Origin of the sequence: Paenibacillus sp. R14(2021), assembly GCF_019431355.1 — a bacterium.
Classification (GTDB): Bacteria; Bacillota; Bacilli; order Paenibacillales; family Paenibacillaceae; genus Paenibacillus_Z.
In genome coordinates, this window is sequence record NZ_CP080269.1 from 3,650,447 (window position 1) to 3,677,172 (window position 26,726).

At 49.1% G+C, this 26,726-nt stretch carries 17 protein-coding genes; 1 reads left to right on the forward strand and 16 read right to left on the reverse strand.

Annotated elements, in window-relative coordinates; genetic code table 11:
- Positions 1–207: 207 nt before the first annotated feature.
- From metK to KXU80_RS17075, 12 genes are all read right to left on the reverse strand, one after another.
- Positions 208–1,410 carry a methionine adenosyltransferase gene (metK, locus tag KXU80_RS17020; protein WP_219834415.1) on the reverse strand — a complete coding sequence of 401 codons (1,203 nt, stop codon included), beginning with the start codon at positions 1,408–1,410 and terminating at the stop codon, positions 208–210.
- A 219-nt stretch (positions 1,411–1,629) separates the two neighbouring features.
- A complete protein-coding gene (locus KXU80_RS17025; RefSeq protein ID WP_219834416.1) occupies positions 1,630–1,899 on the reverse strand; it encodes an alpha/beta-type small acid-soluble spore protein in 270 nt (89 codons plus the stop codon).
- Positions 1,900–1,989: 90 nt separating this feature from the next.
- Positions 1,990–2,532, reverse strand: coding sequence for a hypothetical protein (locus KXU80_RS17030; protein ID WP_258171042.1), 543 nt, complete (start codon positions 2,530–2,532; stop codon positions 1,990–1,992).
- A 128-nt stretch (positions 2,533–2,660) separates the two neighbouring features.
- Positions 2,661–5,204: a hypothetical protein gene (locus KXU80_RS17035; protein ID WP_219834418.1), complete on the reverse strand. Its 2,544-nt coding sequence runs from the start codon at positions 5,202–5,204 to the stop codon at positions 2,661–2,663.
- A gap of 177 nt (positions 5,205–5,381) precedes the next feature.
- Positions 5,382–8,306, reverse strand: coding sequence for an S-layer homology domain-containing protein (locus KXU80_RS17040; protein WP_219834419.1), 2,925 nt, complete (start codon positions 8,304–8,306; stop codon positions 5,382–5,384).
- A 503-nt stretch (positions 8,307–8,809) separates the two neighbouring features.
- On the reverse strand, positions 8,810–12,988 hold the full coding sequence (locus KXU80_RS17045) for an S-layer homology domain-containing protein (protein ID WP_219834420.1): 4,179 nt from the start codon (positions 12,986–12,988) through the stop codon (positions 8,810–8,812).
- Between the two features lie 168 nt (positions 12,989–13,156).
- Entirely contained in the window at positions 13,157–14,290 is a 1,134-nt protein-coding gene (locus KXU80_RS17050; RefSeq protein ID WP_219834421.1) for a glycosyltransferase family 4 protein, read from the reverse strand.
- Positions 14,291–14,521: 231 nt separating this feature from the next.
- The gene (gene csaB / locus KXU80_RS17055) at positions 14,522–15,715 is read right to left on the reverse strand and encodes a polysaccharide pyruvyl transferase CsaB (protein ID WP_219834422.1); all 1,194 of its coding nucleotides are present in this window, start codon (positions 15,713–15,715) and stop codon (positions 14,522–14,524) included.
- A complete protein-coding gene (locus tag KXU80_RS17060; RefSeq protein ID WP_374987711.1) occupies positions 15,664–17,769 on the reverse strand; it encodes a DUF5693 family protein in 2,106 nt (701 codons plus the stop codon). The genes csaB and KXU80_RS17060 overlap by 52 nt, the downstream gene beginning before the upstream one ends.
- 60 nt (positions 17,770–17,829) lie before the next feature.
- A complete protein-coding gene (locus tag KXU80_RS17065) occupies positions 17,830–19,542 on the reverse strand; it encodes a phospho-sugar mutase (protein ID WP_219834423.1) in 1,713 nt (570 codons plus the stop codon).
- A 91-nt stretch (positions 19,543–19,633) separates the two neighbouring features.
- A complete protein-coding gene (gene fabZ, locus KXU80_RS17070) occupies positions 19,634–20,065 on the reverse strand; it encodes a 3-hydroxyacyl-ACP dehydratase FabZ (protein ID WP_219834424.1) in 432 nt (143 codons plus the stop codon).
- 191 nt (positions 20,066–20,256) lie between these two features.
- Positions 20,257–20,844: a CDP-alcohol phosphatidyltransferase family protein gene (locus tag KXU80_RS17075; RefSeq protein WP_219834425.1), complete on the reverse strand. Its 588-nt coding sequence runs from the start codon at positions 20,842–20,844 to the stop codon at positions 20,257–20,259.
- Between the two features lie 260 nt (positions 20,845–21,104).
- Here KXU80_RS17075 and KXU80_RS17080 point away from each other — a divergent pair, with 260 nt between their 5' ends.
- Positions 21,105–23,285: an Ig-like domain-containing protein gene (locus tag KXU80_RS17080; RefSeq protein ID WP_219834426.1), complete on the forward strand. Its 2,181-nt coding sequence runs from the start codon at positions 21,105–21,107 to the stop codon at positions 23,283–23,285.
- Between the two features lie 120 nt (positions 23,286–23,405).
- Here the strand turns inward: KXU80_RS17080 and KXU80_RS17085 are convergent, their stop codons facing one another.
- The 4 genes from KXU80_RS17085 to mreB all read right to left on the reverse strand — a co-directional run bounded on the left by KXU80_RS17085 (position 23,406) and on the right by mreB (position 26,721).
- Entirely contained in the window at positions 23,406–23,744 is a 339-nt protein-coding gene (locus KXU80_RS17085; RefSeq protein WP_258171043.1) for a DNA-directed RNA polymerase subunit beta, read from the reverse strand.
- A gap of 17 nt (positions 23,745–23,761) precedes the next feature.
- Entirely contained in the window at positions 23,762–24,583 is an 822-nt protein-coding gene (locus KXU80_RS17090) for a flagellar hook-basal body protein (RefSeq protein ID WP_219834427.1), read from the reverse strand.
- Between the two features lie 38 nt (positions 24,584–24,621).
- Positions 24,622–25,485: a flagellar hook-basal body protein gene (locus KXU80_RS17095; RefSeq protein ID WP_219834428.1), complete on the reverse strand. Its 864-nt coding sequence runs from the start codon at positions 25,483–25,485 to the stop codon at positions 24,622–24,624.
- A gap of 219 nt (positions 25,486–25,704) precedes the next feature.
- Entirely contained in the window at positions 25,705–26,721 is a 1,017-nt protein-coding gene (mreB, locus tag KXU80_RS17100; protein ID WP_219834429.1) for a rod shape-determining protein MreB, read from the reverse strand.
- Positions 26,722–26,726: the final 5 nt, after the last annotated feature.

A 26,726-nucleotide genomic window follows, 5' to 3' on the forward strand; every position in this document is an offset into this window, starting at 1 on the left:
TACCCACCTGCTATAAATTGAATAATCAGTATTGCTGCCAAAATAGATAACCATTTTCGATTAAGAACCAAATTTACCACTCCCTAATAATTGACACTCGTATTATTGTTTTCGGACGAAATGCAGTTGAAATGAAGAGATTACGCTAACAAGAATGCAAAAAAGCCGCTCCTGCAGGAGCGGCTACTTGTGTAAAACGAGCATGTTCTAACGCAGCGCGTCAGCCTTCAACTGCTCTGCTTTGTCAACGCGCTCCCAAGGAGCGTCGATGTCCGTACGGCCGAAGTGACCGTATGCAGCTGTTTTTCCGTAAATCGGACGACGCAGGTCAAGCATCTTGATGATGCCTGCAGGACGAAGATCAAAGTTGTTCTTGATAACTTCAACAAGTACTTCTTCGTCGACTTTGCCTGTTCCATACGTATCCACGTTGATGGAAACCGGGTTTGCTACGCCGATTGCGTAAGCAAGCTGGATTTCACATTTATCTGCCAAGCCTGCAGCTACGATGTTCTTGGCCACATAACGTGCTGCATAGGCTGCGGAACGGTCAACTTTAGTTGGATCCTTGCCGGAGAAGGCACCGCCGCCGTGACGAGCATAGCCGCCATACGTATCAACGATGATTTTACGGCCTGTAAGACCCGCATCACCTTGCGGTCCGCCGATAACGAAGCGGCCTGTTGGGTTAATGAAGTATTTCGTCGCATCATCGAGCCACTCGGCAGGGACAACCGGTTCGATAACATGTTTGCGGATATCGGCTTGAATTTGCTCAAGCGTCACTTCCTCCGCATGCTGCGTGGATACAACAATTGCATCAACGCGAGTCGGTTTGCCGTCCACGTATTCAATCGTTACTTGCGTTTTGCCATCCGGGCGCAAATATTCAAGCGTACCGTTCTTGCGAACTTCCGCCAATTGACGCGAGATGCGGTGAGCAAGCGCGATCGGAAGCGGCATCAGCTCAGGCGTTTCATTCGATGCAAAACCAAACATCAAGCCTTGGTCGCCTGCACCAATGTCCTCATTCTCTTGACGAACGTCTACGCCATCACGCGTTTCAAGCGCAGCATTTACGCCTTGCGCGATATCGGCAGACTGTTCATTCAGCGATGTAAGAACAGCGCATGTACTGTAGTCGAAGCCGTATTTGGCACGCGTGTATCCGATTTCTTTAATCGTACGACGTACGATGGCCGGAATATCGACATAATCCGCGCGGCTGCTGATTTCACCGATCACCAGTACCAAGCCAGTAGCAACAGAAACTTCGCACGCTACGCGCGCATAAGGGTCAACTTCAAGGAAAGCATCCAATACTGCGTCAGAAATCTGATCGCATATTTTATCGGGATGGCCTTCCGTTACAGACTCAGATGTAAACAAATGACGTCCTTTAAGCGACATTAAACCTCAACCTCCTACACCTTAATAATCTAAGTATGATGCATAACATCCATCGATTGCTGGGACTCTATAAGAAATCGTTGTCCCATAAGGGATCTAACGTTGAACGTTTCGATTCCAAAAAATGAACCTTTTCCAAAGTGGAAAAGGTCTCATAAGAACTCTCTAAAACAGTATGATACCGAAACTGTCGCTTTGTGTCAATGGCAATAAGGGCCTTTACAAGCCTTTGAGCACTTGTTCCGCTTGTTGAACAAGCCTTCTCGTTATGCTGCCGCCAATTCGCCCTGCATCGCGCGTGGCAATCTGCGGCCAGTTCACATGAGCGCCAGTACCAGACCCCGTTCCTCCAAGCTCCGAAGCAAACTCCGTATCAGCTCCGCCAGCAGCGCCGCCGGTCATCAGACCAAGCTCGGCTGCGATCTCATACTTCATTTGATTCAGGGCCTGCGCGCATTCAGGAACAACTTTGCGATTACTTCTCGACATCGTAAGCACCTCCTAATGGGATACTTGTAGTGTGTGCCGATGCCATAAATCTGAAGCGGCCAAGTTGTTGTCAGTTCGGGTTAAAAATAACTATTGCTGCGTCTGAAGCTCGTAACCGCCGCGAACCATCACCGTAAGACCGGTGGTTTGTCCTGTAGCAGTCGTGACTCCACGTCCTCCGCGCGGGAACAAGATGAGGTGATTATTAGGGACGGACTTGCCATTGGTGATGTCTTTTCCATCAGTAAGATCGGATATTCCGTTTGCATCTGCGCTGTAAACAGCCGCTTTGCCTGCCCGCACAATAAACTCCGCTCCATCTTTAGCAATGAGGCGTTTGCCCACCGGCACTGTGACAACCTCGACCTTCTGTCCGCCTTGATTTTGCTCCATTTCCTTCTGGAACGCATCGAGCGTTTGCTGCAGCTTCGTCTGATCCACGCCTTGCTTGCCAAGCTCGGCTTTAACCAGGTCCGCAACCTGTTTATCAATGTAGCTCTTCGTGACGACAGGGTCGTTGACGGAGCCAGGGACAATTGATGTTTCCGCTTGGCTAGACCACGTCGTACCGGTCCATATAGCTATAGCAATGACCGACACGGAAGTAGCTAGAGTTAATCTCTTAAAACGCAAAATTAATTTGCCCCTTTCCATTTTACTCCTTTTTCTAGCATACCTAAAATTCTTCCGAACATCTACCATTTTATAAAGGGAGAGCCAGTGCTACACTGGCTCTCCCTTAACTATCATTTATATTTCATTTAGGGCGTCGTGACAAACCAATTCATTTCTTTGCTCGCCAATAGTAATTTTGTATTCTGGAAAACGTCGTAAACATTTACTTTATACGTATTATATTTCTGAATTTTATTTTGAATGTCCGAGTCATTAAATACGAGTGTTAAAGGATTATCAATCGCTTCCGTTAGCTGTTCTTCTCCCTCACCTGCAGCCGAGAGCGAGAATTGCTTGGTAAACGTAACTTGATTCGAATCCTGATTCACAAATTCAATTAATAATTTGTGGTCTCCTGATATTATTTCATAGTCACCACTTTTTGCCAATGTGTAATCCAGTGTAATTTTTAAACCACTCACATCAAACTGACCCGCAACGTTAAGGAAAGCATTGATGTAATGCAGACCAAGTGAATAACCTGCAAACTTAATGGCACCTAAATCTTTATTAACAACGGGCTCAAATGCACTAAGAGGATAAGAAACCATATTTACAATGACAGGATTACTGACGCTATCTGCACCATTTCCTCCTGCTCCACTGTTATTGTCGGTAGCGGATGTACTACCACCGTTATTAACCGCGACTGCTTGTCCTAAAATCAATTTATACGAGGAAGTATCGAAACTTTTGGATATCGGCGCCCAAGCACTTAGCAATGCTTTTCCATTTGGAGACAATTTGTCTTTCACAGCTGCAAATTGAACTGGCACAATTATGCCATTCTTATCTTGAATATAGCCGCCAAGCTGAGCGATTTGCGCCGAACGAGTCTCATTATTCACGGCTTCGAATTCCGCATAAAAGTTATTTTTCGAAGTTCCGCCGAATACAGCCGTACGAAGTATGTTAATCTTAGAACGCTTTCCTAAGCTGTTGATGGTATATGCATCTTCTGGTCTCTTAGCTACAATATCACTTAAGCGCTGTGCACTAAACTGATAAAGTTGCTTGCCGGCCTTGTCTTGTACCGACTCTGTACTCACAAATGTTATATCATCAATAGCAGTAGTATACGGAATTTCGGAATATACGACAAAGCTAGCAGAAGCTTGAGGAGCAATTGTAACTGAATCGTCAAGTGCAATGGCCTTCTGTTCCATGCCAATCTTTACACCATTAACCATGAAATATCCACCTAGTGAGGGGACTTGTTGACTCGCACTACTCCGATTCGTGATCGTCAAATTCGCCACTAGCCTATCATTGTCAGTACTAGGGGCTCGCTGGATGGTATCCAATTTGACTGAGAAATCATTGTTATAAATAAAGGAGCTACCGAGTGATCCTTGCTGTGTCGAAGATAAAATGGAATACGTACCTATAATATACGGCTTTTCCTTATCCGTTGCTTGCGACTTCACAACAAGCTTCGCCGATTTCAAATCAACATTCGTTGGAATTTGTCCGCTCAACGCAACGGTTTTGGCAATGCTCGGCAGCAGTTGGGCATTCTCTTCTTTTGTATACGACAAAGGGTAGCTGATTCCTGAAGCAGTCACAATAAAATAATCCAAGCTCGGGTATCCGATCGATACTGCGTCCATATTAGTCAACGTGAAATCAAGTGAGATATCCTTACTGCTTGCGCCCTGAGAGATAAATGCTTCTCCCGTCAATGTATTAACCGGCGCACCTGCAATATAAACCATACGTGACTTGCCAACCGGAGCAGCAGTCAAAGGCTTAGATACGGGGAGAGCAAAGACACCTGCTGGCAGTTGTATCTTGCTTGTGTCATCATTTTGTGCAACTACAAGAGATAAAATTTTATTAGCTACGGCTAGTGGAATCGTTGCGTGCAGCGTTATGATTTTACGCTCCTTCGGCTGAATTGAAGTCTGATCGATTCCCGAAGCTGTAACATTATAAACCGAGAGGCTGTCTGTTTGAATAAAGAAATTCATTTTAGACAGGTCGCTGGACTGAAATCCAACATTTTCTACTAGTACATTTACTACCAGATAGGCATTATTGGCATCGGTCGTTATGTAAGATTGTTTGATTGCACTTCTAATCTTGTTGTTGTCATACAGCATGACTGTATCTTTGTAAGCAGCAACTTTATCCGTACCATTCGCCGGATACTGAATATTTCCTAATACACGCTCATAATTAGCCGCCGAGAAATCCCACTTAACGACTTGGAATGTTAGGTCTGATAGTTTGGTTTGATTGTCTACTACCGTGTAATACGTCAAATATTGAGTAGTTTTTGCGGCAACATCTTTTGTATCTTTATACGCATCGATGACTGTCGATTTAAATGATTTACCTGTTTTGGTCTTTACACGAAGCCAGTAATCCAATAAATCCAAAGACGAAGAACCATTATTCGTAATACTAACGGAATACACAAGAACTTTTCCTTTGCCTTGCATTAAAAAATGAACATCTCTTATGTTCATGTATGCAGATGAGCTGAGCTTAACGATCTTGCTGGAAATCGAGTTTGAGCCGATAGTCGCCGCTTCTGCAACCGACATGTTAGACAATACAGTATTTTGCATTAGTAACGCCGCACTTGCCATTGTAAGAATACCAATCTTTGCCCACTTATAAGCCACGTTCATCCCTCCAGGATTCTATACTCTAATAGACGCTAAAATGATCGAATTTGTTTCGCAAGAAATCACAGTAATAAGTATAGCTTTCCTCTTTGAAGGATGATAAAAACCATGAGTTTATAAGATACAAAAAAAAAGCAGGCGAGAGTAATCTCGCCTGCTTTTCTGAATCAATTATTAGTTGATTACGATAACTGCAGTATCAGTTGTACCGTTAGAAGTAACATAAGTCAATGTCGTGCTTTGACCTTTTTTGATACCCGTTACATTCAGGCTGTTAGCAGCTGCAACAGTAGCAACCGTGGAATCGCCCGAGATGATTTGGAATGGAGCAGCAATTTTTACACCGTATTGGTCTTTCACAGTTGCAGTTACTGGAACATTAACTGTAGTTGCAGGAGCCACGATCGTACCTGTGTACTCATCAGCATCGAAGGATACGGATTTAACAATTGGTGCATCTTCAGAAACCGTTACTTCTTGTTCAGCAACTTTAGTTCCGTTGAAGTAAGCAGCAACTGTCGATTTACCTGCTTTAACACCATATACCGATTTGCCTGATGCTTCAAGTTTAAGAACGGACTCATCCGTGCTCGTTACGAAAGTAGGAATGTTGGATTTCAGTGCTACAGTCGTACCGCTTGCTGTTTTACCAACAAGAGTTACCGCTTTTTGGTGACCGTCAGTTGCAGCTATTACTTTAGTGCTGTCGATGTTACCATACAGTGTGCCAATCGTATCGATAGCATACGTTTTGATATCACTCGAAGCCACAACGTTAACTGTGAAAGTAAGGTCTGTAATTGCTTTGTTGCTGTTATGAGTAGCATCAACCGGAAGGTTGGACTTAACAGTAATTGTAGCAGAACCAGTTCCAACTGCAGTCAATTTACCGCCAGTAGTTGTAACTACGCCTGGGCTGTCACTAGTGATTGTTACACCACCAGTCAGATCTGTCACACGTCCGTAGTTATCTACGAGAGTAATTTTGCTTGCATCAAACGTATTGCTTGCACCAACTTCATACGTTGTAGCAACATCGTGCGTACCGTTAACTGCAGTGTAAAACTTAGGATCTTGAACGTTCAGGCTAATCGAGTTAGCTTGAGGAATACCGTTCACGTAAACATACAACGTAGTCGATCCAGCAGTGTCAGGCGTGAATACCAACTCGCCTTTGGCGTTTTTAACAACCGTTGCTGGTTTTCCGAATGCTGTGAACGTTACAACGTGACCAGGAGTATTCAGCGAAAGATCTTTAGGAGCGATAGCTGCATCATAAGAATCTGTTGCTGTGAAAGGAAGTACTACAGGCTCGTTTTGAACAACTACAGAGCTAGGGTTGCTCAGCGACAATGTTTTAACTGCCGGGAGATCATTAACGACTACCGAAGTAGTTGCACTAGCACCCGTAGCACCGTTAGTTACTGTGATGTAAACAGTACCGGAAGCATTGTTTGCTGCATTCTTAACAGTATCGAATGTTACAACGCCGTTTGCATCAACCCAGAAATCTTTAATGATGGAAGTATCGCTAACGTAGAAAGTCAAGCCAGCATAGTTCACAATGTTTGTAGCAAAATTGATTTTGTTTACAGCGGTAGTTTTAGGAAGCGTTACGGCTTGACCGTTAGCGTCAACCATTGTCAATGGAAGTACATAACCCGTTTTACCAACAGATACACGAGTATCGCCAGTCAATGGTTGTACTGTACCCAATTTAATCGAAGTTGCTACGCTACCGTTGATTACTTTCAGTTGTTTGTTAACGGAAAGACCAGCAGCAGGATAGATAGCCGTTACGCTGATTACATCGTTCAAGCTTGTTGCAACAGCAGCGTTAGCGCCAGTCAGAAGGTCCAGGGAAGTCGTTCCGACAAGAGCTTTGCCTTTCGTCACGTTGAAAGAAGTGATTTGAGCAGCTGTGTTCATCGCTTCGCCGAATTGGTTGAATACTTTAACGCCCAAGTCTTGGCCGTCAGCAAGTTGAAGTGTAGTTGCAGTGATGTCTACTTTCTTCGCTGCTTCAGCTTCGATTTTCAGGCTGATCGCTTCACTGCCTTTTACAGTCAGTTTGAAATCACCAGCTGGCAGGTAAGCTGCGCTAAGTACAGCAGACATGTTGTCATCTGCGAACTTCGCAGTTACAGGGAATGTAGTAAGACCGGATTTCAGTTCGTAAGTCAGCGCCGCTTTGTCTGTAGCAGATACTGCTTGGTTGAACTTAACGGTTACTTTTTTAGCGCCTGTTTGCGAAGCGGAAGTAGCTGCAACAGCCTCAAGTTTAACTTCAACTTCATAGGATTTACCTTGGTATTCAACCGTTACTTTAGTAGCAACGCCGTTAACCAGTGCAGTTGTCAATTCTTTCTTAGCAACGCCGCCGTCGGAGAACGTTACTTCGATGTGAGTAGCATCAACCACTTTAGTGGAAGCTACTTTAACTACTGCAGAAGCAAGGTCATAAGCTACTTCTACCAGTTGTCCGCGAGTTGCGTTCGTAGTGTAGGTAGGAAGCTCAGGAAGAAGACCCGCTTTGATTGCTGCTGCTACATAACCAGTAGCCCAAGCAGATGTTTTACCTGCTACAGTTGCATCTTTAAGTGGTTCTACGCCTGCGAACAGATCAGCTACTTTAGCGATTTGTTCAACAGTTACTTTACCGGATGGACCAAATTTGTTAGCGCCCAGGCCGTTCAGCAATTTAGCTTCAGTCGAAGCACCGATGAATCCAGCTGCCCAGTGAGTAGCAGGAACGTCAGTGTAGATCTTAGCAGCTTTTGCATTCTCTTCAAGTTGTGCAAGCTTTGTAAGAACTTTCGCGAATTCAGCGCGAGTCATTTCTTTGTCAAGGCCAGCAGAACCGTCTGGGAAACCGCTAAGAACACCTTGTGCTTTAAGTGCGTCGAATTTTTGTTGTGCAGTAAGATCAGTTGTTGCTGGAGCTGTTGCATCAGCAAATGCTACAGAAGCTGTGGAGATTGTCATTGCTGCTGCTACGAGCAGAGATAAACTTTTTTTCATAACCTTTTTGTCTCCTCCTATAACTTGCATGGATGGTTTTAAGTTCTGTTTAGAATATTGTTTGCTCGTTTGTCTCATTGGTCGATTCACCCCCTTTCACGAGTTGAGCATAATACGTATAAATGATGTCTGCAAAACGTAAGTCCTTGTAGGAACTTGTCGCAGAAACTTGTAAACAAAAATAGACAAGAAAAAAATGGTAGATTCCAAACGTCACTATAACATTATACAATGGGCCTTTTCTAGCGTAAAGGGCTATTTAGATATTTCGTTCCAAAGTATCCCAGTTGCTAATTAAGCTCTCTTGCCCGCATCGTCATGTAATTAAACGCACAGGTTTCGAAAAAGTTGCGCTGCCGGTAAAAAAACTTTTATTTTCTTTTCGAACGCGCTTTTTATGCACTATGTATGAGTCACATGAACCATGACAGTCTCTCTACCACGGCTCCTATTATAGATCATTTATCCCAATATCGTCGATGCGAAACATTTCCCAATGTAATGCTAATGTAACTATTCCTATCTAGTTTTCTCAAAAACAAGAAACTGTCCAAGTAAGCCTCGGACAGTTTCATTGAGTACTAATTAATTTTCGGTAGTCGTTTCAAATCGGAGAGCACCTTACCGATAATAATGGATGCGTCGGATCGGAGCAAACTCGATTTGGGCTCGAACGTATAGCCTTTCTTCAAATCTTTCGGATCAATAGGCGCACCTTGGATATAGCCTTTCTTGGCCACTGCTAGCACCGCAGCTTTGGCATAGAAATCTATGTCCGCATAATCCTTAAATGTCTTTTGGAGTGCCTTGTCGATCTTAGCTGGATCGGTGTCTAATTTCAAGTTAAGCGCCCTTGCCAAGAATACCGCCGCGTCACCCCGCGATAGATTGGCTGTCGGTTCAAACGCTCTCGGCTGCGTGCCTCGAATGATCCCTTCTCGAGCAGCGGTCTCGATATAACTGAAATCCCATAACGCATCTTGGTTGATGATAGGAGGCACATCGTCAAAATGCGGTTTACTTAATTCATAGTTGAGCGGAATGTTGAGTGCCTTTACAATCATGCTCGTGAATTCTCCGCGTGTTGTGTACATATCCGCACCAAAATCATCGAAGTTCGCTGCGTTCATAATTCCTTTGGAGAAAATCGCCTCCATATAATTACGCGCATATGGATGGTTCGTTACATCAGTAAACGAATAAGTCATCTTGGATACTACATAATATCCGAACTGATCAAATGGAACCGTGATCGTGTTCTTCTTCGTATCTACCGTTCCCCCTAGGTTAACCCAGAACTTATTCTTCACATCATAGCGATATACCGTTACGATTGTCCCTGCCGTGTTGCGAATGCTAGGATCAAACGCGAGCGTAAGTGTTCCGCGTTTGGAAGCAATAAGCTCGCGGTCATCCGGCCGCTCATCGTACGTCGGGATTTTTGTATCGTTCGGCCCTTTTGCACCTGGATACTGATAAGGGTCGACTCCCATTTTCAGAGGATCATAGGTAGGCGTCGTTGTATCATCTGCTAGCCCCGCATCAATCCAATAAACCGGGCTGGATTTTGTGAAACGCGTCGGAAATGACACTTTAAAACGCGTGCCGAAGTTCTGCATAATGAGATCAAAGTCAGGAGGAGGATTGTCATATTCGCGACGGTCAACAACACCATCCTCAGGATTCGCAATCGCAAATAACAATTTGTGACCCACAAATACCTGGTTTTTCAAGTTTGCAGGGACATTGAAATCGCGTCGAATTAGCGCTGTTCCCTTAGGAAAATTCAAGGAAACTGCTCCGTCAAAGACTTTGTTTGAATTCTTCATATCATCCAGAAACTCAGCGCCTGGTATATTCGTAGGCGTATATGTCACCTCAAAATAATTGCTTACTTTATCCGACGCACTCTCAATCGTAAAATTGACTTTATTTACGCCGGGCTTAAGGCCTGTGAGCGTTGCTTTGAATGCATTCGGATACTCGATGCCATTAACCGCATTATTGTCGGCATCATATGCGAATTTATCTGCTGCTTGTTTATTAATCGTTACTTTGTCTGCACCTTTGGCATTAATGATGACATCGACGAAATTTTTGTTTACAGTTCCTTCCGCAGGTAAATATGGCCGAAGGATCTTGTATGGCAGTACCGTAGGGTCAACTTCTAAGCGATATGTTGCCTTTGGACCCGTTTCTCCGCTGTTGTAAACGTTAAACAAGTATACGCTCGAGCTGCCATCCGCATTCAACTCTTGTTTTTTCATTAAAAACTGGAAAGACTGCGTCAATAAATCGTAGCGGACAATAAGATCGCCATTGATACTCGCATTGGCCGGATACATTCCCATCGGAACATCGCCTTTAACAATTTGAAACGGGTCAGTAAGTTTCCAGGTAACAGGCGTTGTTAGCGTCGCACCAGTAATTTTCAGAATATAATCATCTGCGGGCTGATGACCTGATGCCGGCAACAACGATGACATTTTACTATCGACATCACCTGGCGTTTTTCCCAAGTCGATGAAATCGAATGAACCGAAAATATTCATGAACGGTTCCGTCGTATTATACAAGGCACCGTTCTTCGTGAAGTTCGGGTCGTTAAGAATCGGCTTCGGGTCGCTGATCGCATCTGCAAACGTAAATGGATAGACACCCGTGGAATCAGCCGGAATAACCGGGAGATTGGTTGGTACTTTATTTAATTTGATTACTTTCTCGTAATAGCTCTTCGAACTTTGAAAAACAAACTTGATCGAGTTTTCACCGTTGAATAACGCATTAAGTGCGTGTTCATAAACGTCGGTGTCAGTAACTTCATCCAATACGAACTGGGTAACATCCGTAGCGCTGGCAGCTCTTAAAGGAAAAGGAACGTTATTGATATAAAAATAAATAGTTCTCGGTTTGTTGTTGGAAGTATCGTAGTTAATTTCGGATGTATTGTTGATGTTTTGCAACACACCTTGGAAATTCCCTAGTTTTGTATTGATGATTTCACTGATCCGATCCGTTGTCGACTTCGTCGAATCGTCGTAGACCGTCATACCATCAAAAATAGTATTGAAATTGGCATACGGGCCATAGAGCATCGTAAATTTTGCGTTTTTAGTATCCCCGCCTGCTCCACCCACTCTTACGGTAATCGTCTGGGTCCCTTCATAAGGCAGCTTATTGAATTCTAGGACGACGCGCGTAAAAGTTTGCGGCGAGCCATTAATTGTTCTCGTCACAATAGAATTTTCGCGAATATAATATTCTCCAGATGCGAGCGGAATACCGGATTGAAGCGGATCCGTTGTTTGTACTGTGGGCGTCATCGGTTGATGACCGTAGTTATCTGAAATCCCCGTTATGTCAACAACATCATTGCCAGCAGGGTTGCCTACCAGCACTTCGATTCCGACAGGAAGGCCGTAAACGTTCTTACCGTCGAGTCCCGTTCCTTCGATGCCTTGGTAGTTATCCGGTTTATATCCTGGTAAATAATTGACTTGACTGATAAAAGGTTTGGTTTTATCACGCAGAGAGAAAAACAAGGAGTCGGTGCCTTGTTCTGTTGGCGTTAGATTCAAATGGGCATTCTCTTCATTACGGGCAGTCAGCTTAAGATTATACGTCGTATCCAGCAGCATGCCGTTAGTAGCTTGGGCATCTAGATTAATTTCGTAAGAGTAAACGAAAAATTTATCGGTCGCGGTTGCAGGACCGACGATTGCAATGCTAGTGATTTGCGGCGTTAGATCCAAATACGTTGTATCTGTTGCCTTCTTGTAACTTGCTTTCATATTAATCGCATTTAACAGTTGGGTCGGATCTGGATGCGGCTTGATTGTCTGGGTTGGGTCAGCAGGATCCGCATACTGGCTGTTAGGCACGATAACCTTACCTGTTAATTTCAGTACATGTGAAGGATCAATAACGAAATTGGGACTATACTCCAAAGCGGCAGATTGCAAGGGATCTGGATCAGTAGGAGCCGTTCCAATCTCATTGATGTTGACATCATAAAAAGTAACGCTGCCGTTATAGAAGGCAATATCGCGCGACGTTTCAATAGTTTGCGTTCCGTTCTTTATACGAATGGTTACGAGGTTCTTACCCTTCTGCAACGTTATTGGTGCGGCTGCAAATGAGTTGTTGTTACTGCTATTAACCGAATATGTTTTACTGCTTCCGTTAACAACGATTGTGACTTGCTGTGCATTGGGTGCTTTACCCGTGATGCTGATGTCAGCCGTTTCGCGGCCGCGTGAGGTGTTAGACTGAACGACAGTCGTACCATTCTCCACAATCGGGAAATTATTGCCGTCCAAATTGGCAGTTAAATCGTATAGCATCGGGCCATTTCTGTACTCGACGAAGATGGAGTTGGTTACTTCTCCACCGCCCTGCGTCCCTTTAAAGGTGATTTTGTTCAGACCAGGAAATAGTTGAATATTGAAAATTTGCAGATTAAATCCACTCACAGAAACATTACTGGTGAGATTCTCACGCTTGCTTCCGATTTTATCGGGATCCGACGGATCAATAATCTGATATACATTGTACGAGATTGAGGTCGGGTCAACATTGTTGATGCTTCCCGTCAAAGTAATCCGCTCGTCTGTCGTTACGCGAGGCGATCCAATCTGATCGCTTTCGCTTGGGAACGTGAAATTGCCCGTCGCGGCATGAGCAGTCTCCACCTGGTTTGCAGGCACTAATTGAATGATCAAGGCCAACAAGATAAACCATGTACCTAATTTTCTAATCACGGTAAGCCTCCTCTACTTCAGTCCATTCTCATATTTTGATGTATGATTGTTATCGGCGCTTAGCTTCCAAAAGTTTAGACGGCTTCCCTAAAAAACTAGCTGTATCAACGCGTGACAACGCAAAAAACTCCGTCCCTCAGTAGAGGGACGGAGTTGATCATTGGATTGCTATTTGGACCTCGACTGTTCCGTGCGGAGCACTAAGCGCTGCAGGAAGTTGATAAGCGGCCGGCGCGACTTGTCGACGATTCCGATGAGCTCCGCTCCGATCTGGAGAAAGAAGACGAGCACTAGAATGACGCCGAAAGTTATCCAGTTGGCCGCGCTTGACTGCACGATGGTCGACTGCAGAATCGCACATACACCGAAGAATGAGGCGATCGCATAGATGATAAGTACCGTACGGCGATGGCTGAAGCCAAGTTCGCGCAGGCAGTGGTGCAAATGGCCTTTATCCGGTGCAAAGATTGGCTTCTTGTTAATCCACCGGCGCACGATCGCGAAGAACGTGTCCGACAACGGTACTCCGATGATAAGCAGCGGCGTTACGAAGGATACCATCGTGACCTGCTTGAAGCCGATCATGGACAGCATAGCAAGACCAAAGCCCAGGAACAACGAGCCCGTATCGCCCATGAAAATCTTGGCCGGGTGGAAGTTATACACCAGGAAGCCGATTACGCCTCCCAGTAGCAGCGCGCTTAGCAGGATGACCGGCGCGAAGCCCATGAATGCGGCCATAACGAGTATTGTTCCAATCGCAATGCCGGATACGCCGGCAGCTAATCCGTCCAAGCCATCGATAAGGTTGATCGCGTTGGTAACGCCGACGATCCATAGAATCGTAATCGGAATACTGATCCATGCAGCAACCGGCTGCATCGCCTCGCCGAACGGAATGTTCAACAGGTCGATCTTGACGCCGAAACCGAATACGACGACGCATGCCGCAATAATTTGGCCCAGCAACTTTACTTTGGCCGACAGCTCGAAGCGGTCATCCAAAGCGCCGATCAGGACGATTATGGAACCGCCTGCGAGCATGGCATTGATTAAATTCATATCGTAATTGCGAAGCAATCCTTCAGGTATAAATGGTTTAATTGCAAAGTAAGCGCCGATAAAAGCGGCGTATATGCCTAACCCGCCAAGCCGCGGCATAACCCGCGTATGCACTTTGCGGTGATTTGGTTTATCAATGGCCCCGATTTTGTAGGCTAGTTTAATGACAAACGGGGTGAGTGCAAGCGCAAGACATAATGAGATTACGAATGCGATTGTATAGAGAACGACCTGACTCATTTCCATCTCCCTTTCATAGCTATCGCCGGATAAAATTATACGCGGTTTGAAAAAGAAACTCCACTCTCATTTTCAAGCATTTTTCACGAAAATCTCGTTCTTTTTGCTTGCTTGGGCATGTTTTTGTGACATTTTCTTTCACACACAGCGTATTCGCTACATTTTCCGGCCGCATAACTAGACTTTTGTGTCATCCATGGCTGCTAGAGGGATCAAGCTTCTATATATGGTTTAACGTAAAAGCGATGCGATTTGTTTCGCAGGTCTGCGCGCTTCTCGTTTCAACCGTTCAATCGCCGATTCATGGCTCTTGCGCCATTGCGCAGCATCATCGAGCAGGCTGCACATCGCGGTCGTGAATGCCTTCGGGTTCAGCGATTCCGTCGTGCCTACGGCTTTCAGCCCGAGGCGATTCAGGAACTGATCAATCTTGGGATCATAGGAGAGCCCCATGAGCGGCACGGATTGATTCGCCGCATAGATCAGCGCGTGCAGGCGCATGCCGAACAGTGCATCGCACCGGCTGACCTCCAGCAGCATCGCCTGGGGGTCGTCGTTCGACTCCGCGATCTCGGCCGTGCTCGCGCCGAGATCACCGAGCTGTTCCATCACCCATCGCGACGCTTCCGCGTCCGATGGCGTGTGGAACGGGAGGAACCGCAGCCGCACCGCCCGGCTGCGGGCCAGCGCGCCAAGCGCGGCGGCTGCGCGCGCCAGGTCGGCCCCGTCCTTGCGCCAATGCCGCAAGGACACGCCGACCAGCGGCAGCGGCGAATCCCCCGCCGCTGTCGCCGGTGCGCCCGCGCCCGCCTCGGCCGCCAGCTCCGCTGCGGCGGCCCTGCCCCCGCTTGCGGCTTCGCCCGCAAGCGGCAGCGCCATGACCGGATCGGGTACAACATCGATCCGGTCGCGCGATATGCCCATCCGCCCAAGCAAATCGGCGGATTCCGCGTCGCGCACGGAAACATACGCGCTGCGGCGCATTACGCCGCGAATCATCGGGTCCATCCACCGGCGATTCACCGGACCGATGCCCTGCGCATAAATAAATGTCGGCTTGCCAAGCAGCTGCGCCAGCTTAATTACGCCCGTATAATAAGGAATCGTCTTGGCACCAGTGGCATCCTGCAGCAAGCTGCCTCCTCCGCTGATCAAGCCATGGCTGCCGCGAAGCGCCTTTAGAACCTCGCCGAGACGCATACGGTGCACGGCTTCCACGCCGTACATTGCGGTCGTCCATTCGGGATCGCCAGACAGAACAATCGGAACGAATCGTATGCCCTGTTCCGCCCCTTCTTCTGCAAGGGCGAACAGGATCGATTTCAACACAGCCTCATCCCCGCTGTTCCGGAACCCGTAATAGCCGGAGAGGACTACACGCCGGATTTGAAGTTTTGCTTCGTCTGATTGAATCGCGGTACCCATCGTTTCCATACTCCTTCCCCGATCTGCCAAACGCCGATCAACACAAGACCGATCAGCGCGCCCAGCACAAGACCGAGCAAAATGCGAATAACGGAAATCGGCAGCGGCGTATGAATATGCGCGAACGTATCCACCATGGACAGCTGTCCAATCGATCCTACTATAAATAATACCCACGCCGCCCGATAACGAAGCGCCAGGAATAAGCCTAAGAAGAATAGTGGATGCGAGAGCAAAAATTCCTTCGTTCTTGGACGGACCCCGAAGGTCGATTCCAAGAAATTGCGGAACGTTAATTCAATCGAGGAAGCCGAGCCTTCATTGCCGGTGCGGGACAGGTAGTACAATGCCGCAACACCGAGCACTGCCGCAACGCCGACCCACAGGACCGTTATCTGCATGCTGAGCAGCTTCCGCAAATTACTGAACACGGAATCTCCCGTATACAGCAGCAGATAAAGCGCAGCGAGCGCAATCGGAGCTAGATGCAGCAGGCTGACGCCTCGGAACTGCTCCAGAACGAGCTTGTAGGTAATGTTGTTCAGTAGACCGACAATAAACGGAATCCCGCTGACGGAGATGACCGCCGTCGTTGCGAAAATCGCGACCGTCATCATAAACCGGCGTCCGGCGCTGATGCCGGGGAAAATCCAGCGCATTTCACCGCTGTGCGCGAATGCGCCGTCCGTCCCGCCGATCGGTCTGCGACTGCCCACGGTATGGGTACGCACGCGCTTAATGGCCCAGATAATAGCGAGCGTCGGAGCACTGATTGCAGCTCCAAGCGCTAAGCCTTGCTCGAAGATCGATTTGGAAACGACATATAACCCTGCGCTGCCTATTAGTCCGACAACGAATACGGGAATAACGATTCCCGGCACAAAAGCTTGAATCAACAACGCAATGAAGGCTACCGCGCCCAAGGCGACAACAGCCTTAAGCGGCTTGATCCAAGAAGGCGACGTGTAGTCGAACGGCTCAGCAGGACCTGCCGTGAAGCCCAGCTTGTCCATTTTGGCCAGAAAGCCGCCTTCGCCCTGCAGAGAGTTATACAAATTCTCGAGCGGATCGGTAATGGAAGACTTCACCGGGCTGCTTGCTGGCGTTGCATTCAAGTAAAACATGCGGATGCTGCGGTCTTTCACCGCGAGCTGGAAGCGGTCCGCGATTTCCTCCGGCTTCATGCCGGCGGAGTCCTTATCCGGAAGCGAATAGATTCTCGCTACATTATAATGCGTCAAATAAGCGAGTGAGGCCATGCCCTTCTGAGGCTTAGAGTTCTCAATCGTTGCAATTCCGATTCCATGCTTGTTAAGCAGCTCTGCGAACTGCGACAATGTTTTCTTCTCTGCGTTGTCTGCATACCCAGTTACGGCGTCGCCGTCAAACAGAATTCGCGTTACGCCGATCTCTTGAAAAGTGGAGAGAAGCTCGTCCATCGATTCCGCGTCGAATGACATCCGGTCCGAGAGACGGGGGACAACCCGGAAGCCTGCGTCATGCAGTTCTCGGATCGCAATGGGATCCGGCTCCATCGCCTTCAGCACGGCGTCTTCGATCGGCGTCTCCAAGACGAGACCTTGCTTGCCCTCGAAGTCCCATGGCGAGACGTTGATGCCCCACTGCTTGAACGTATTTTCAATAATCGGGCCTAGCGTTTCTCTCGCCTGCGCATCGTTAAAGAGCACGTACGTGAAATTCTCGTCCTTCTCCAGGGGCTTACCCTGCAGATCGCTCAGCGTAGACGAGCTGTACAGCGTAATGCGCCCTGCCCACTTCAGATCCTGCAGCGAGCTTTCAAAGACGGCCATGGAGCTGATGCCTGCCGCCTTCATTTTGCCGAGCTCCTCGTGGATGAACTGTTTGGGATGGGATTTGTACGACGCGATCTGCACCAAGTCACGGTAATCGAATACGATGTCCACTTGATCTGAGCCGCGTTCCATCTGCCAGCGCGACGCGCCGATCGGCAGAGCCGCGAGCACGCCGATAATGACCAAAATACCGAGAATTGCCATTGCTTTGCGATTCCATTGCTGCCAATTTTGACGCACAACTTCCACTCCTTAACTTTTTCCCGAAGAGCCTGTCCCCTTCGGGATGCATCTGCCTGCTTATGCCTTGCTGTCGACTCGCTCCATAACCGTTGCAGTCAGCTTCTGAATGGCTGCTTTTGCTTCATCTTGGGATTTGCCGCGTACGGCAAAATACACTTTGATCTTCGGTTCTGTGCCTGAAGGACGCAGGCAGAACCAAGAACCGTCCGCCAGCAAATACTTCAGTACGTTCTCAGGCGGCAATTCGTCCAGGCCCGGCAAATAATCAAGCACATGCTCGACCTGTATGCCGCCCACTTCCGCCGGCGGGTTACTCCGCCAATCCTGCATGATGCCGGCGATTTGCTGTACCCCGTCCACGCCTTTCAGCGTACGAGATTCCAGATGCTCCAAGTAATTGCCGTGCTGCGCATAAAGCTCCAGCAGCACATCGTACAACGTTTTCCCTTTGCTCTTATAGTAAGCAGCCGCCTCGCAAATCAGCAGCGAAGCCACGACTGCATCTTTATCGCGCGCATACGTACCGGCAAGATAGCCGTAGCTTTCTTCATACCCGAAGAGGAAGGTATGCTCGCCGCTTTGCTCGTATTGGGTCATTTTCTCCCCAATGTATTTGAAGCCCGTCAGCGTGTTGACGACTTCCGCCCCGTAGGATTTCGCAATATCGCCGCCCATTTCGCTCGTCACGATCGTCTTGACCACAACGCCGTTTGCTGGCAGCTGACCTCTTTCTTTAAGCGTACCAAGCAAATAATTCACCATAATCGCGCCTGACTGATTGCCTGTCAGCACGACATATTCGCCTTCATTATTGCGTACGACAGCACCCATGCGGTCACAGTCGGGATCCGTGCCGATAATGATATCCGCTCCGACCTCTTGACCGAGCTTCATCGCAAGCGTGAACGCTTCGCGTTCCTCCGGGTTCGGGGATTTGACCGTGCTGAAATAGCCATCTGGCTGCTCTTGCTCCGGCACGATATGTACATTGGAGAAACCAACCGCCTTCAGCACCTCGCGTACCGGCATGTTGCCCGCGCCATGAAGCGGTGTGTAAACAACGGACAGGTCAGCGCCCAATTCGCTCTTCAGCAGCTCGCTGTTCAAGCTTTCCGCCGCGACCGTCTCGATGTATGCCCGGTCTTCCGCATCGCCCAGCCACCGCAGCAGGCCCTTGGCTTCTGCTTCTTCCCGGCTCATCCGTTTCACTTGATCGAAACCGGTCACCTGTTGGATCGCTGCGATCACCTGCTCCGCATCATGCGGCACAAGCTGGCAGCCATCGGAGCCGTAGGCTTTATAGCCGTTATACTCCGGCGGATTGTGGCTTGCCGTAATGACGACGCCGCTCGCAGCGCCCAAGGAGCGGACAGCATAAGACAGCTGAGGCGTCGGGCGAAGGGATGTAAACAGATAAGCCGTAACGCCATTCGCAGCCAGCACAAGAGCGGCATCCAGCGCGAATTCCGGTGAGTTGTTGCGGGAATCGTGCGCGATAACGACCGCCGGCTTGCTGCTCTTCGTTAACGTCCAGTTAGCCAAGCCTTGCGTCGCTTTGCCGACGGTATAGACGTTCAGCCTGTTCGTTCCTGCACCCATAACGCCGCGAAGTCCACCTGTACCGAATTCAAGCTCACGGTAGAAGCGGTCCTCGATTTCCTTATCATTCCCTTTCAGAGCGGCAAGCTCTTGTTTCGTCGCATCGTCAATCGAAGGAGCGTTCAGCCAAGCCTCATAACGTTCTACAGCAGTTGGATTCAAATTCAACATCCTCTCCATTAATATTATATATGTATCTTATTCTTCCCTATATTGCGGATACGCGGCTGCTTGCAGTGTGCCGCATGCGTCCGATCGCAACTTACTCCGGATCCTTGAGTGCGAACATAATCTCGCCTTCCGCCACGACTTTATCGCCGACTTTAGCCGTAGCTTGTCCTTTACCGATCGGCCCTTTCAGCCTTGTGATTTCCACTTCCAGGATCAGCGTATCGCCGGGTGTCACTTGGCCCCGGAACCGGAAATTATCAATACCGGCGAAGAAGCCGATCTTGCCCTTGTTCGCTTCGACCATGAGAATTGCCACGGTACCGACCTGCGCCAGCGCCTCTACGATCAGCACGCCCGGCATAACCGGATACGCGGGGAAATGCCCGGTGAAGAACGGCTCGTTCATCGTGACATTCTTAAGGCCGACTGCGCGCTTGCCTTCTTCTACTTCAAGAATGCGGTCAATGAGAAGGAACGGCGGGCGGTGCGGAATAATTTCTTGGATTTGCTTGATATCGAGCATTAATTGAACTTCCTTTCAGCATGCTGTTATAAATTACTTGGTATTGTGCCACAATAAGCCCATCCTACACGAAACTGCAGTCGTGGGGTTAAGATAAGGGAGATCGGCCGTTTGCTTCTGAGCAGCGTCGATCTCCTTCTTTACTGAAATGGGCCATGCCCCCTACAGCAGGCAACGTCCATTCCCGCAGCCTAAGCTTGCCGGACGCTGTTCTCTTTCTCTTCCGCATCCGTCGAAGCGCCGCCGCTGTTATTCCCCCTCTTGCTTTCTCTGTTCAACGTCAAGAACAATCCGATGTAAATAAATGTAGTAATAAACGAGAACACGATAACGCCCCACAGGTATTCGCGCGCGAAAGGCATCTCAAAGAAAATAAACAAAATCGCGAGATAATAAAGCATTGTCGTCAGCTTGCCCATCCAATTGGCCGGGACGGTCTTCTTCCCCCGAAAATGGAAATACGCCGATCCGGCAATCATGCCGGCATCCCGAACGAAAATAGCCGCTCCCGCGCTCCACGGAATATGTCCCGTAATGAGCAGCGACAGGATGACGGTGATCATCATCGTCTTGTCGGCCAGCGGATCCAGCATGGAGCCTACTGTCGTGACTTGCCCATATTTGCGTGCCAAATAACCATCCAAAATATCGGTCAGACCGGCAGCAACGACGATCAGAAACGCCCACTTCATATGATTAGTTGAATCTGAAGCAAATACGGCAACGTAAACGGGTATTAATGCAAAACGAAGCATCGTGAGCAAATTCGGCACATTCAAGCGCTTACGCCCCCCTTACCATTACGGATGACGCTGCAAAGATTCTAACCCATTATACCTCTACGCTGGAAAAAATAAAACTAGCGCAGGACGGCCTCCAATGCCTTGCCCTGCTTGCGTTTGGCCCGCCTTCATAGCCTTTTTTCATTTTACATCAACTAAATATGGAAACGTCTGGTTAATCCCTTCAGTTTCATGCTTCCAAAACCGTTAATTATAGAAGATACGGAAAATTTACGTTTTGGAGGTTATTACACCAGATGCGCAAGAACTCTATTGCTGCTCCCGCCCGTTTCCTTCGCCCATGGCTTACGGTCATGTTGGCTGTTGTCCTGACGTTCTCATCCTTTGCCGGCTTGGCATACGCAGATGAAGTTGTCACCGGTATTTCATTCGACAATGCCCCTTCTCCGGCTACCCTCAATATCGGCGATGACGATCTGCAGCTTGAAGTCAACGCATCGATTCAAGGCTCCTCCTCATTGAAAGACGTGACGACTGACGTAACATGGACCACCTCCAACTCGTCCGTTGTTAAAGTTGCGGCAGGCTTGCTTACAGGGATCGCTAAAGGCTCCGCTACGATCACCGCAAGCTATAAAGGCTACAAAATCACGCTGCCTGTCTCCGTTACTTATATGTATGACAGCGTGACAATTAAAGATAACGGCACCAGCGTAAGCGATACGCTGAAAGTTAATCTCGGCGACGAACTCGACTTCGATCTAATCGCATCCAAGAGCGGTGCTGCCGACACGAACGTTACCGAGGAAGCAGTATGGACGAGTTCCAATACCAACGTCGCAACCATCGACGACGGCGAAGTAACGCTAGTAGCTGTCGGCGACACGACAATTACCGCCAAGTACAAGGGCAGAACGGACTCGGTCAAGCTGTCTGCGTCCTCCCCTTATAAGTCGCTCACGATCGCGCCGAATACGTTGATGGAATTCAAAGTAGGCGACCCCAGCCGGACCTTGAAAGCCAGTGCCGAGGACACGGCGGGCGATATTGACGATGTATCTACGAATGCAAGCTGGATTTCGGCCGATGCCAAGGTTGCAACGGTTGATAAAGGCGTCGTCACACCCGTCGGTACAGGTACGACGACGATTACCGCCTCCTATCTCGGCGTAAGCGGCAGTGTCACGGTCGTTGTCCGCCCTGCATTCGAAGCCATGCGCATCACGCCGAAGGAAGACCTTCATTTAATGATCAACGGCAGCGATGTTGCACTGAAGGTCGAAGTGATGAACGGTATTAATACGCCCGATGATGTAACGGCATTGGCGACTTGGACATCCAGCAACGTGTACGCCGCTACAGTCAGCGATAGTGGCGTTGTTTCGCCGAAAGGGATCGGCAGCACTGTCATTAAAGCAACGTACAAAGGCACCTCGCAGCAGGTTAACGTTACGGTATATCCGACGATCTCCGGTACGCTGACTGCAGCCAAAGATACGCTCGACGCTTTTCCAGATGACAAAATCACCTTGCCCAAAGTAACCGCGCAGTCCATTTCCGATGAAACGATCGACGTCTCCGATCTCGCCGTTTGGGAGAGCAGTGACAAAGAGATTTTGGATAAAGTAGACGGAAAATGGACGGCGAAGAAAATCGGCAAAGCCGTATTAACCGCAACAATCCTCTCCAAAACCGTCACAATTACGGTAAATGTGCATGAAAAACCGCTGCTGCTGACAGCGGATCAAACAAATCTATCCATCGTCATTGGCAAAGAAACGAAGCTGCCCGTGCTGACCATGACCTATGAGAGCGGCAGCGAGGAAGATGTCACCTCGCTCGTCACGTGGAAGAGTTCTTCGTCCAACCTCATTGTAAAAGCACCGAATATCCGGGGACTGCAAGCTTCTACGGCAACGTTGACCGCCACATACTTGGGCAAATCGACGACGGTTCGCGTAACGATTGAGGAGGAAATCACGAAGCTGACTGCCGAAAGTACGACACTGACGATCAGCCCGCTTCGCTCTTACACCTTGAAAGTAACCGGTACCTACAAGAGCGGCAAAACAATCGCCCTCGGAACCAAAATGAACTGGGAAATCAATCCGGATTCGCTGGCATCGATTAAAGGCAGCTCCCTAAAAGCGTTGAAAGAGGGTACCGGGACACTCACAGGAACATATCAAGGCAAGACGATTACCTTCACGGTCAATGTCGTGGCGAAGGTGAAGAAGCTGACGTCCGCTTCCAAATCGCTTACTCTCGCTCCCGAAGCGAAGGTCGCTGTAACGGTTACGGCTGAGTATGAAGGAGGCCGTGTTACAGACGTAACGAAGGCAGCAGATTGGACGACTGGCAACAGTAAAGTAGCTACCGTCGTCGACGGTGTTATTACCGGAGTAGCGAAAGGCTCCACCGTCATCAGAGCGAAGCTCGAGGGCAAAACAGTCAGCATCCGCGTATCGGTCAAATAAACAAGAACCCTAAACAGCCTGCAGTGTGTCGTTATCGACATTGCAGGCTGTTCTCTTATTATAGAAGCAATAAAAAAAACTGCTATGCCGAAGTTCCGGCTTAGCAGGCGCAATCGCCGGCTAATCGGCGAATACGAGGTCGTACATATGCTTCCAAGTGTCGATATCGAATATTTCAGCGCCCGGCCGTTTGCCAAGCACCGCGTAGCCGATATACATACCGGCTATGACAGCAGCCACGCAGAGTACCGGTACGATGCTCTTGAGCAGCGTCCAGCGCAGTGCGCGGACTGCCGGGTGGCGCTTCTTGCGCGCAGGCTTGTTCTCCGCGTTCTTCGGCGGCGTCTGCCCCTTGTCTGGCCGTTTGCTTGAGGGGTCGGCTGGAGAAGCATTCAGCATGGAACGTTCTACTTGCGTCACGCCTTCCAATCCGGCCGCTGTTTCTTTCTTTGATTCCATTGGTATTCACTCATTTCCTAAGCGCGCAGGTTATTCGCAAGTCCCATCATCGTATCGCTGGATGTCAATGCTCTGGCACTAAGTGAATAGGCCCGCTGCACGCCGATCAATTCCGTCATCTCATCAGTTAAGACGACATTGGACTGCTCCAGAAACCCTTGCTTTATTGCGATTTTGGATTCCGCACTTGCCGTAACCGTATGGATGACATCAGCCTTGTTCACGCCGTCCGCGATTGCGAACAGGTTGTCCGCCACTTGCGTAATGAGAGAGGGCTTGTCTACTTGAACCAGCTTCAGCTGTCCAAGCGGCACGATTTCACCAGAAGGCATCGTCCCAATCACATTGCCTGAGGCATCGATACGGAACTCCTTGACCTCAGGCGGAATTTCAATGGAACTGCCATCCGCCGAGGAAACCGGATAGCCTTCCTTCGTCGTAAGAATATTGATGCCGTTCTTCGTAAAGGTTGTCTGGAATGAGCCTCCGCGGGTATAACCCAAGTGACCGGCATCGTCTACCTTCACCTCGAACAAGGCATTTCCTTCAATGGCGACGTCAAGCGGCCCATCCGTCTGCTTCATCGGCCCTTGGGAGAAATCCGGCTGCACCATCGTCAGCCTAGAGCCCCACCCTTGGTTGAATCCAAGCGGCGTAAGCCTGCCTGGCTGGTTGAATGCTTCAGGCTGCTGCTTCAGCGTAGTCAGCAGATCTTCGAACGTACCGACCTTGCGTTTATATCCGACCGTATCGACGTTTGCAATGTTATCAGACAATAAATCCAGTTTCTGCTGCAAACCGCTCATCGACATCATCGCGGTAATCATTGAGTTGTTCATTCAAGATGCCTCCTCTGCCCTGCGTCTGATTCGGTCCGTTAGATCCGTCCAATCTCATTAACGGCTTTATCCAAGCTCTTATCATAAAATTGAACGACCTTCTGGTTCGCCTCATAAGCACGCGCGGCGGACATCAAATCAACCATCGACTGCGCTGCATCTACGTTAGACCGCTCCACGTAGCCCTGCCGCACTTCAACACGGTCCGTTGCGTTGACTTCACGTACGCCGGTCGAAGCGTCGTCCAGCTTGAATTTGCCGTCTCCCTCGCGCACCAGCTTGTTCGGGTTGTCCACCCGCGTAATCAGCAGTTGTCCTGCGCTCTGGCCCGTCAGCGGATTCACAAGCTGGTTATCGCTCGTCATCGCCAGCTGGTTGAGCGTCTCTCCCTTCGGAAGTTGAAACGGCTTGCCGTCGCTCGCCAGTACCCGCGAGCCGTCAGGCAGCGTAAGAAAGCCCTGCTCGTCCAATTTGAACTGGCCGTCGCGCGTATAGCGCGTCTCACCGTCCGAATTCTGAACGGTAAAGAACGCTTGCGGCTGGAACACCAGCTGACCGTCAGCCGTTCTTGCTTTACCGGAGGAATCGAAATTCATCCCAGGCACTTCTATATCTGACAGAATGGCAAAATCGCTGAACTGGTTCGTCTGCGTCAAATCGCCCTGAAGATTAATCTGCAGGCTTTCCTCCGCAAAGACGCCCGTGCTCAGCTTGCCGATTGATTTGCCGTTACCATCCTGCACCCCCGTTACATGAAGCAGCATATCCGGAAAAGAGCGCGTGACCGCGTTCTTCTGCTTGTAACCGGGCGTGTTCATGTTGGAGATGTTGTTCGTTACGGTGTCATGTCTATTCTGCTGCGCAATCATCCCGGCAGCAGCCGTGTAAAGACCTCTTAGCATGGAGCATCCTCCTGATCGCTTCCTGTAGAAAGCCGGCTGCGTATTCGCTCAGCGCCGCAGCTTCTTGTCTATATCCTCTATATCGGAATGCGCTGTGCTGCGATGAATAGAGCATTGCTGTGTCTAAAGACCTAATCTGGCGCTAATGTTCCTCAGCGCGCCCCCCCTACGGCGCCTTACCCGAACACTGGCAGGCCATGGCCCGCGAACCAATCGTAATTAACGACGCTTAACCGATAAATCCGCTCTGCGCGGCGTACGGTCCAGATGGTCCAGCAGCAAGCCTGTCCCTTTAACAACGCAGTGCATGGGATCTTCAGCAATCAGTACCGGCACCTTCAGCTCTTCTGCAAGCAGCGCATCGAGACCGCCGAGAAGCGCCCCGCCGCCTGTAAGAATAACGCCGCGGTCGATAATGTCTGCAGACAATTCCGGCGGCGTCCGCTCCAACACCGATTTGGCCGCCGACACGATAGACGATACAGGCTCCCATAGCGCTTCGCGCACCTCTTCGGAGTAGATCGTTACCGTAAGCGGCAAGCCTGTTACCATATCGCGCCCGCGAATGTCGATCTCGTCTCTGAAGCCGCTGTCATAGACGGTGCCGATTTTGATCTTAATGTCTTCGCTGGTCCGTTCCCCGATCAGAAGCTTGTACTTATTCTTGATATACTTCATGATGGCTTCGTCGAACTTGTCACCCGCGACCTTGATCGAGGATGCTGTAACGACGTCGCCCATGGACAGCACGGCCACGTCCGTCGTACCGCCGCCGATGTCGACGACCATGTTGCCGCTCGGCTGGTAAATGTCCATTCCTGCGCCGATCGCAGCCGCCTTCGGCTCCTCTTCGAGGAAGACGTCTTTCGCTCCGCTGCGCTCGGCAGCCTCGCGGATCGCCTTCTGCTCGACCGAAGTGATGTTCGTTGGTGCGCAAATAAGAATGCGAGGGCGGCTGTACCAGGACCGGCCGCCGACGCGATCAATAAAGGCCTTCAACATGATCTCTGTAATTTCAAAGTCCGCTATAACACCATCGCGAAGCGGTCGGATGGCGATAATATTGCCAGGTGTCCGTCCAACCATCCGATGCGCTTCTTCACCGACGGCAAGCACGCGTTTCGTTTCGCTTTCGATCGCAACGACCGAAGGCTCATCCAGAACGACGCCCTTCCCTCTCACGTGGATGGACACATTTGCCGTTCCCAAATCAATACCGATATCCTTGCTAAACATAAGTC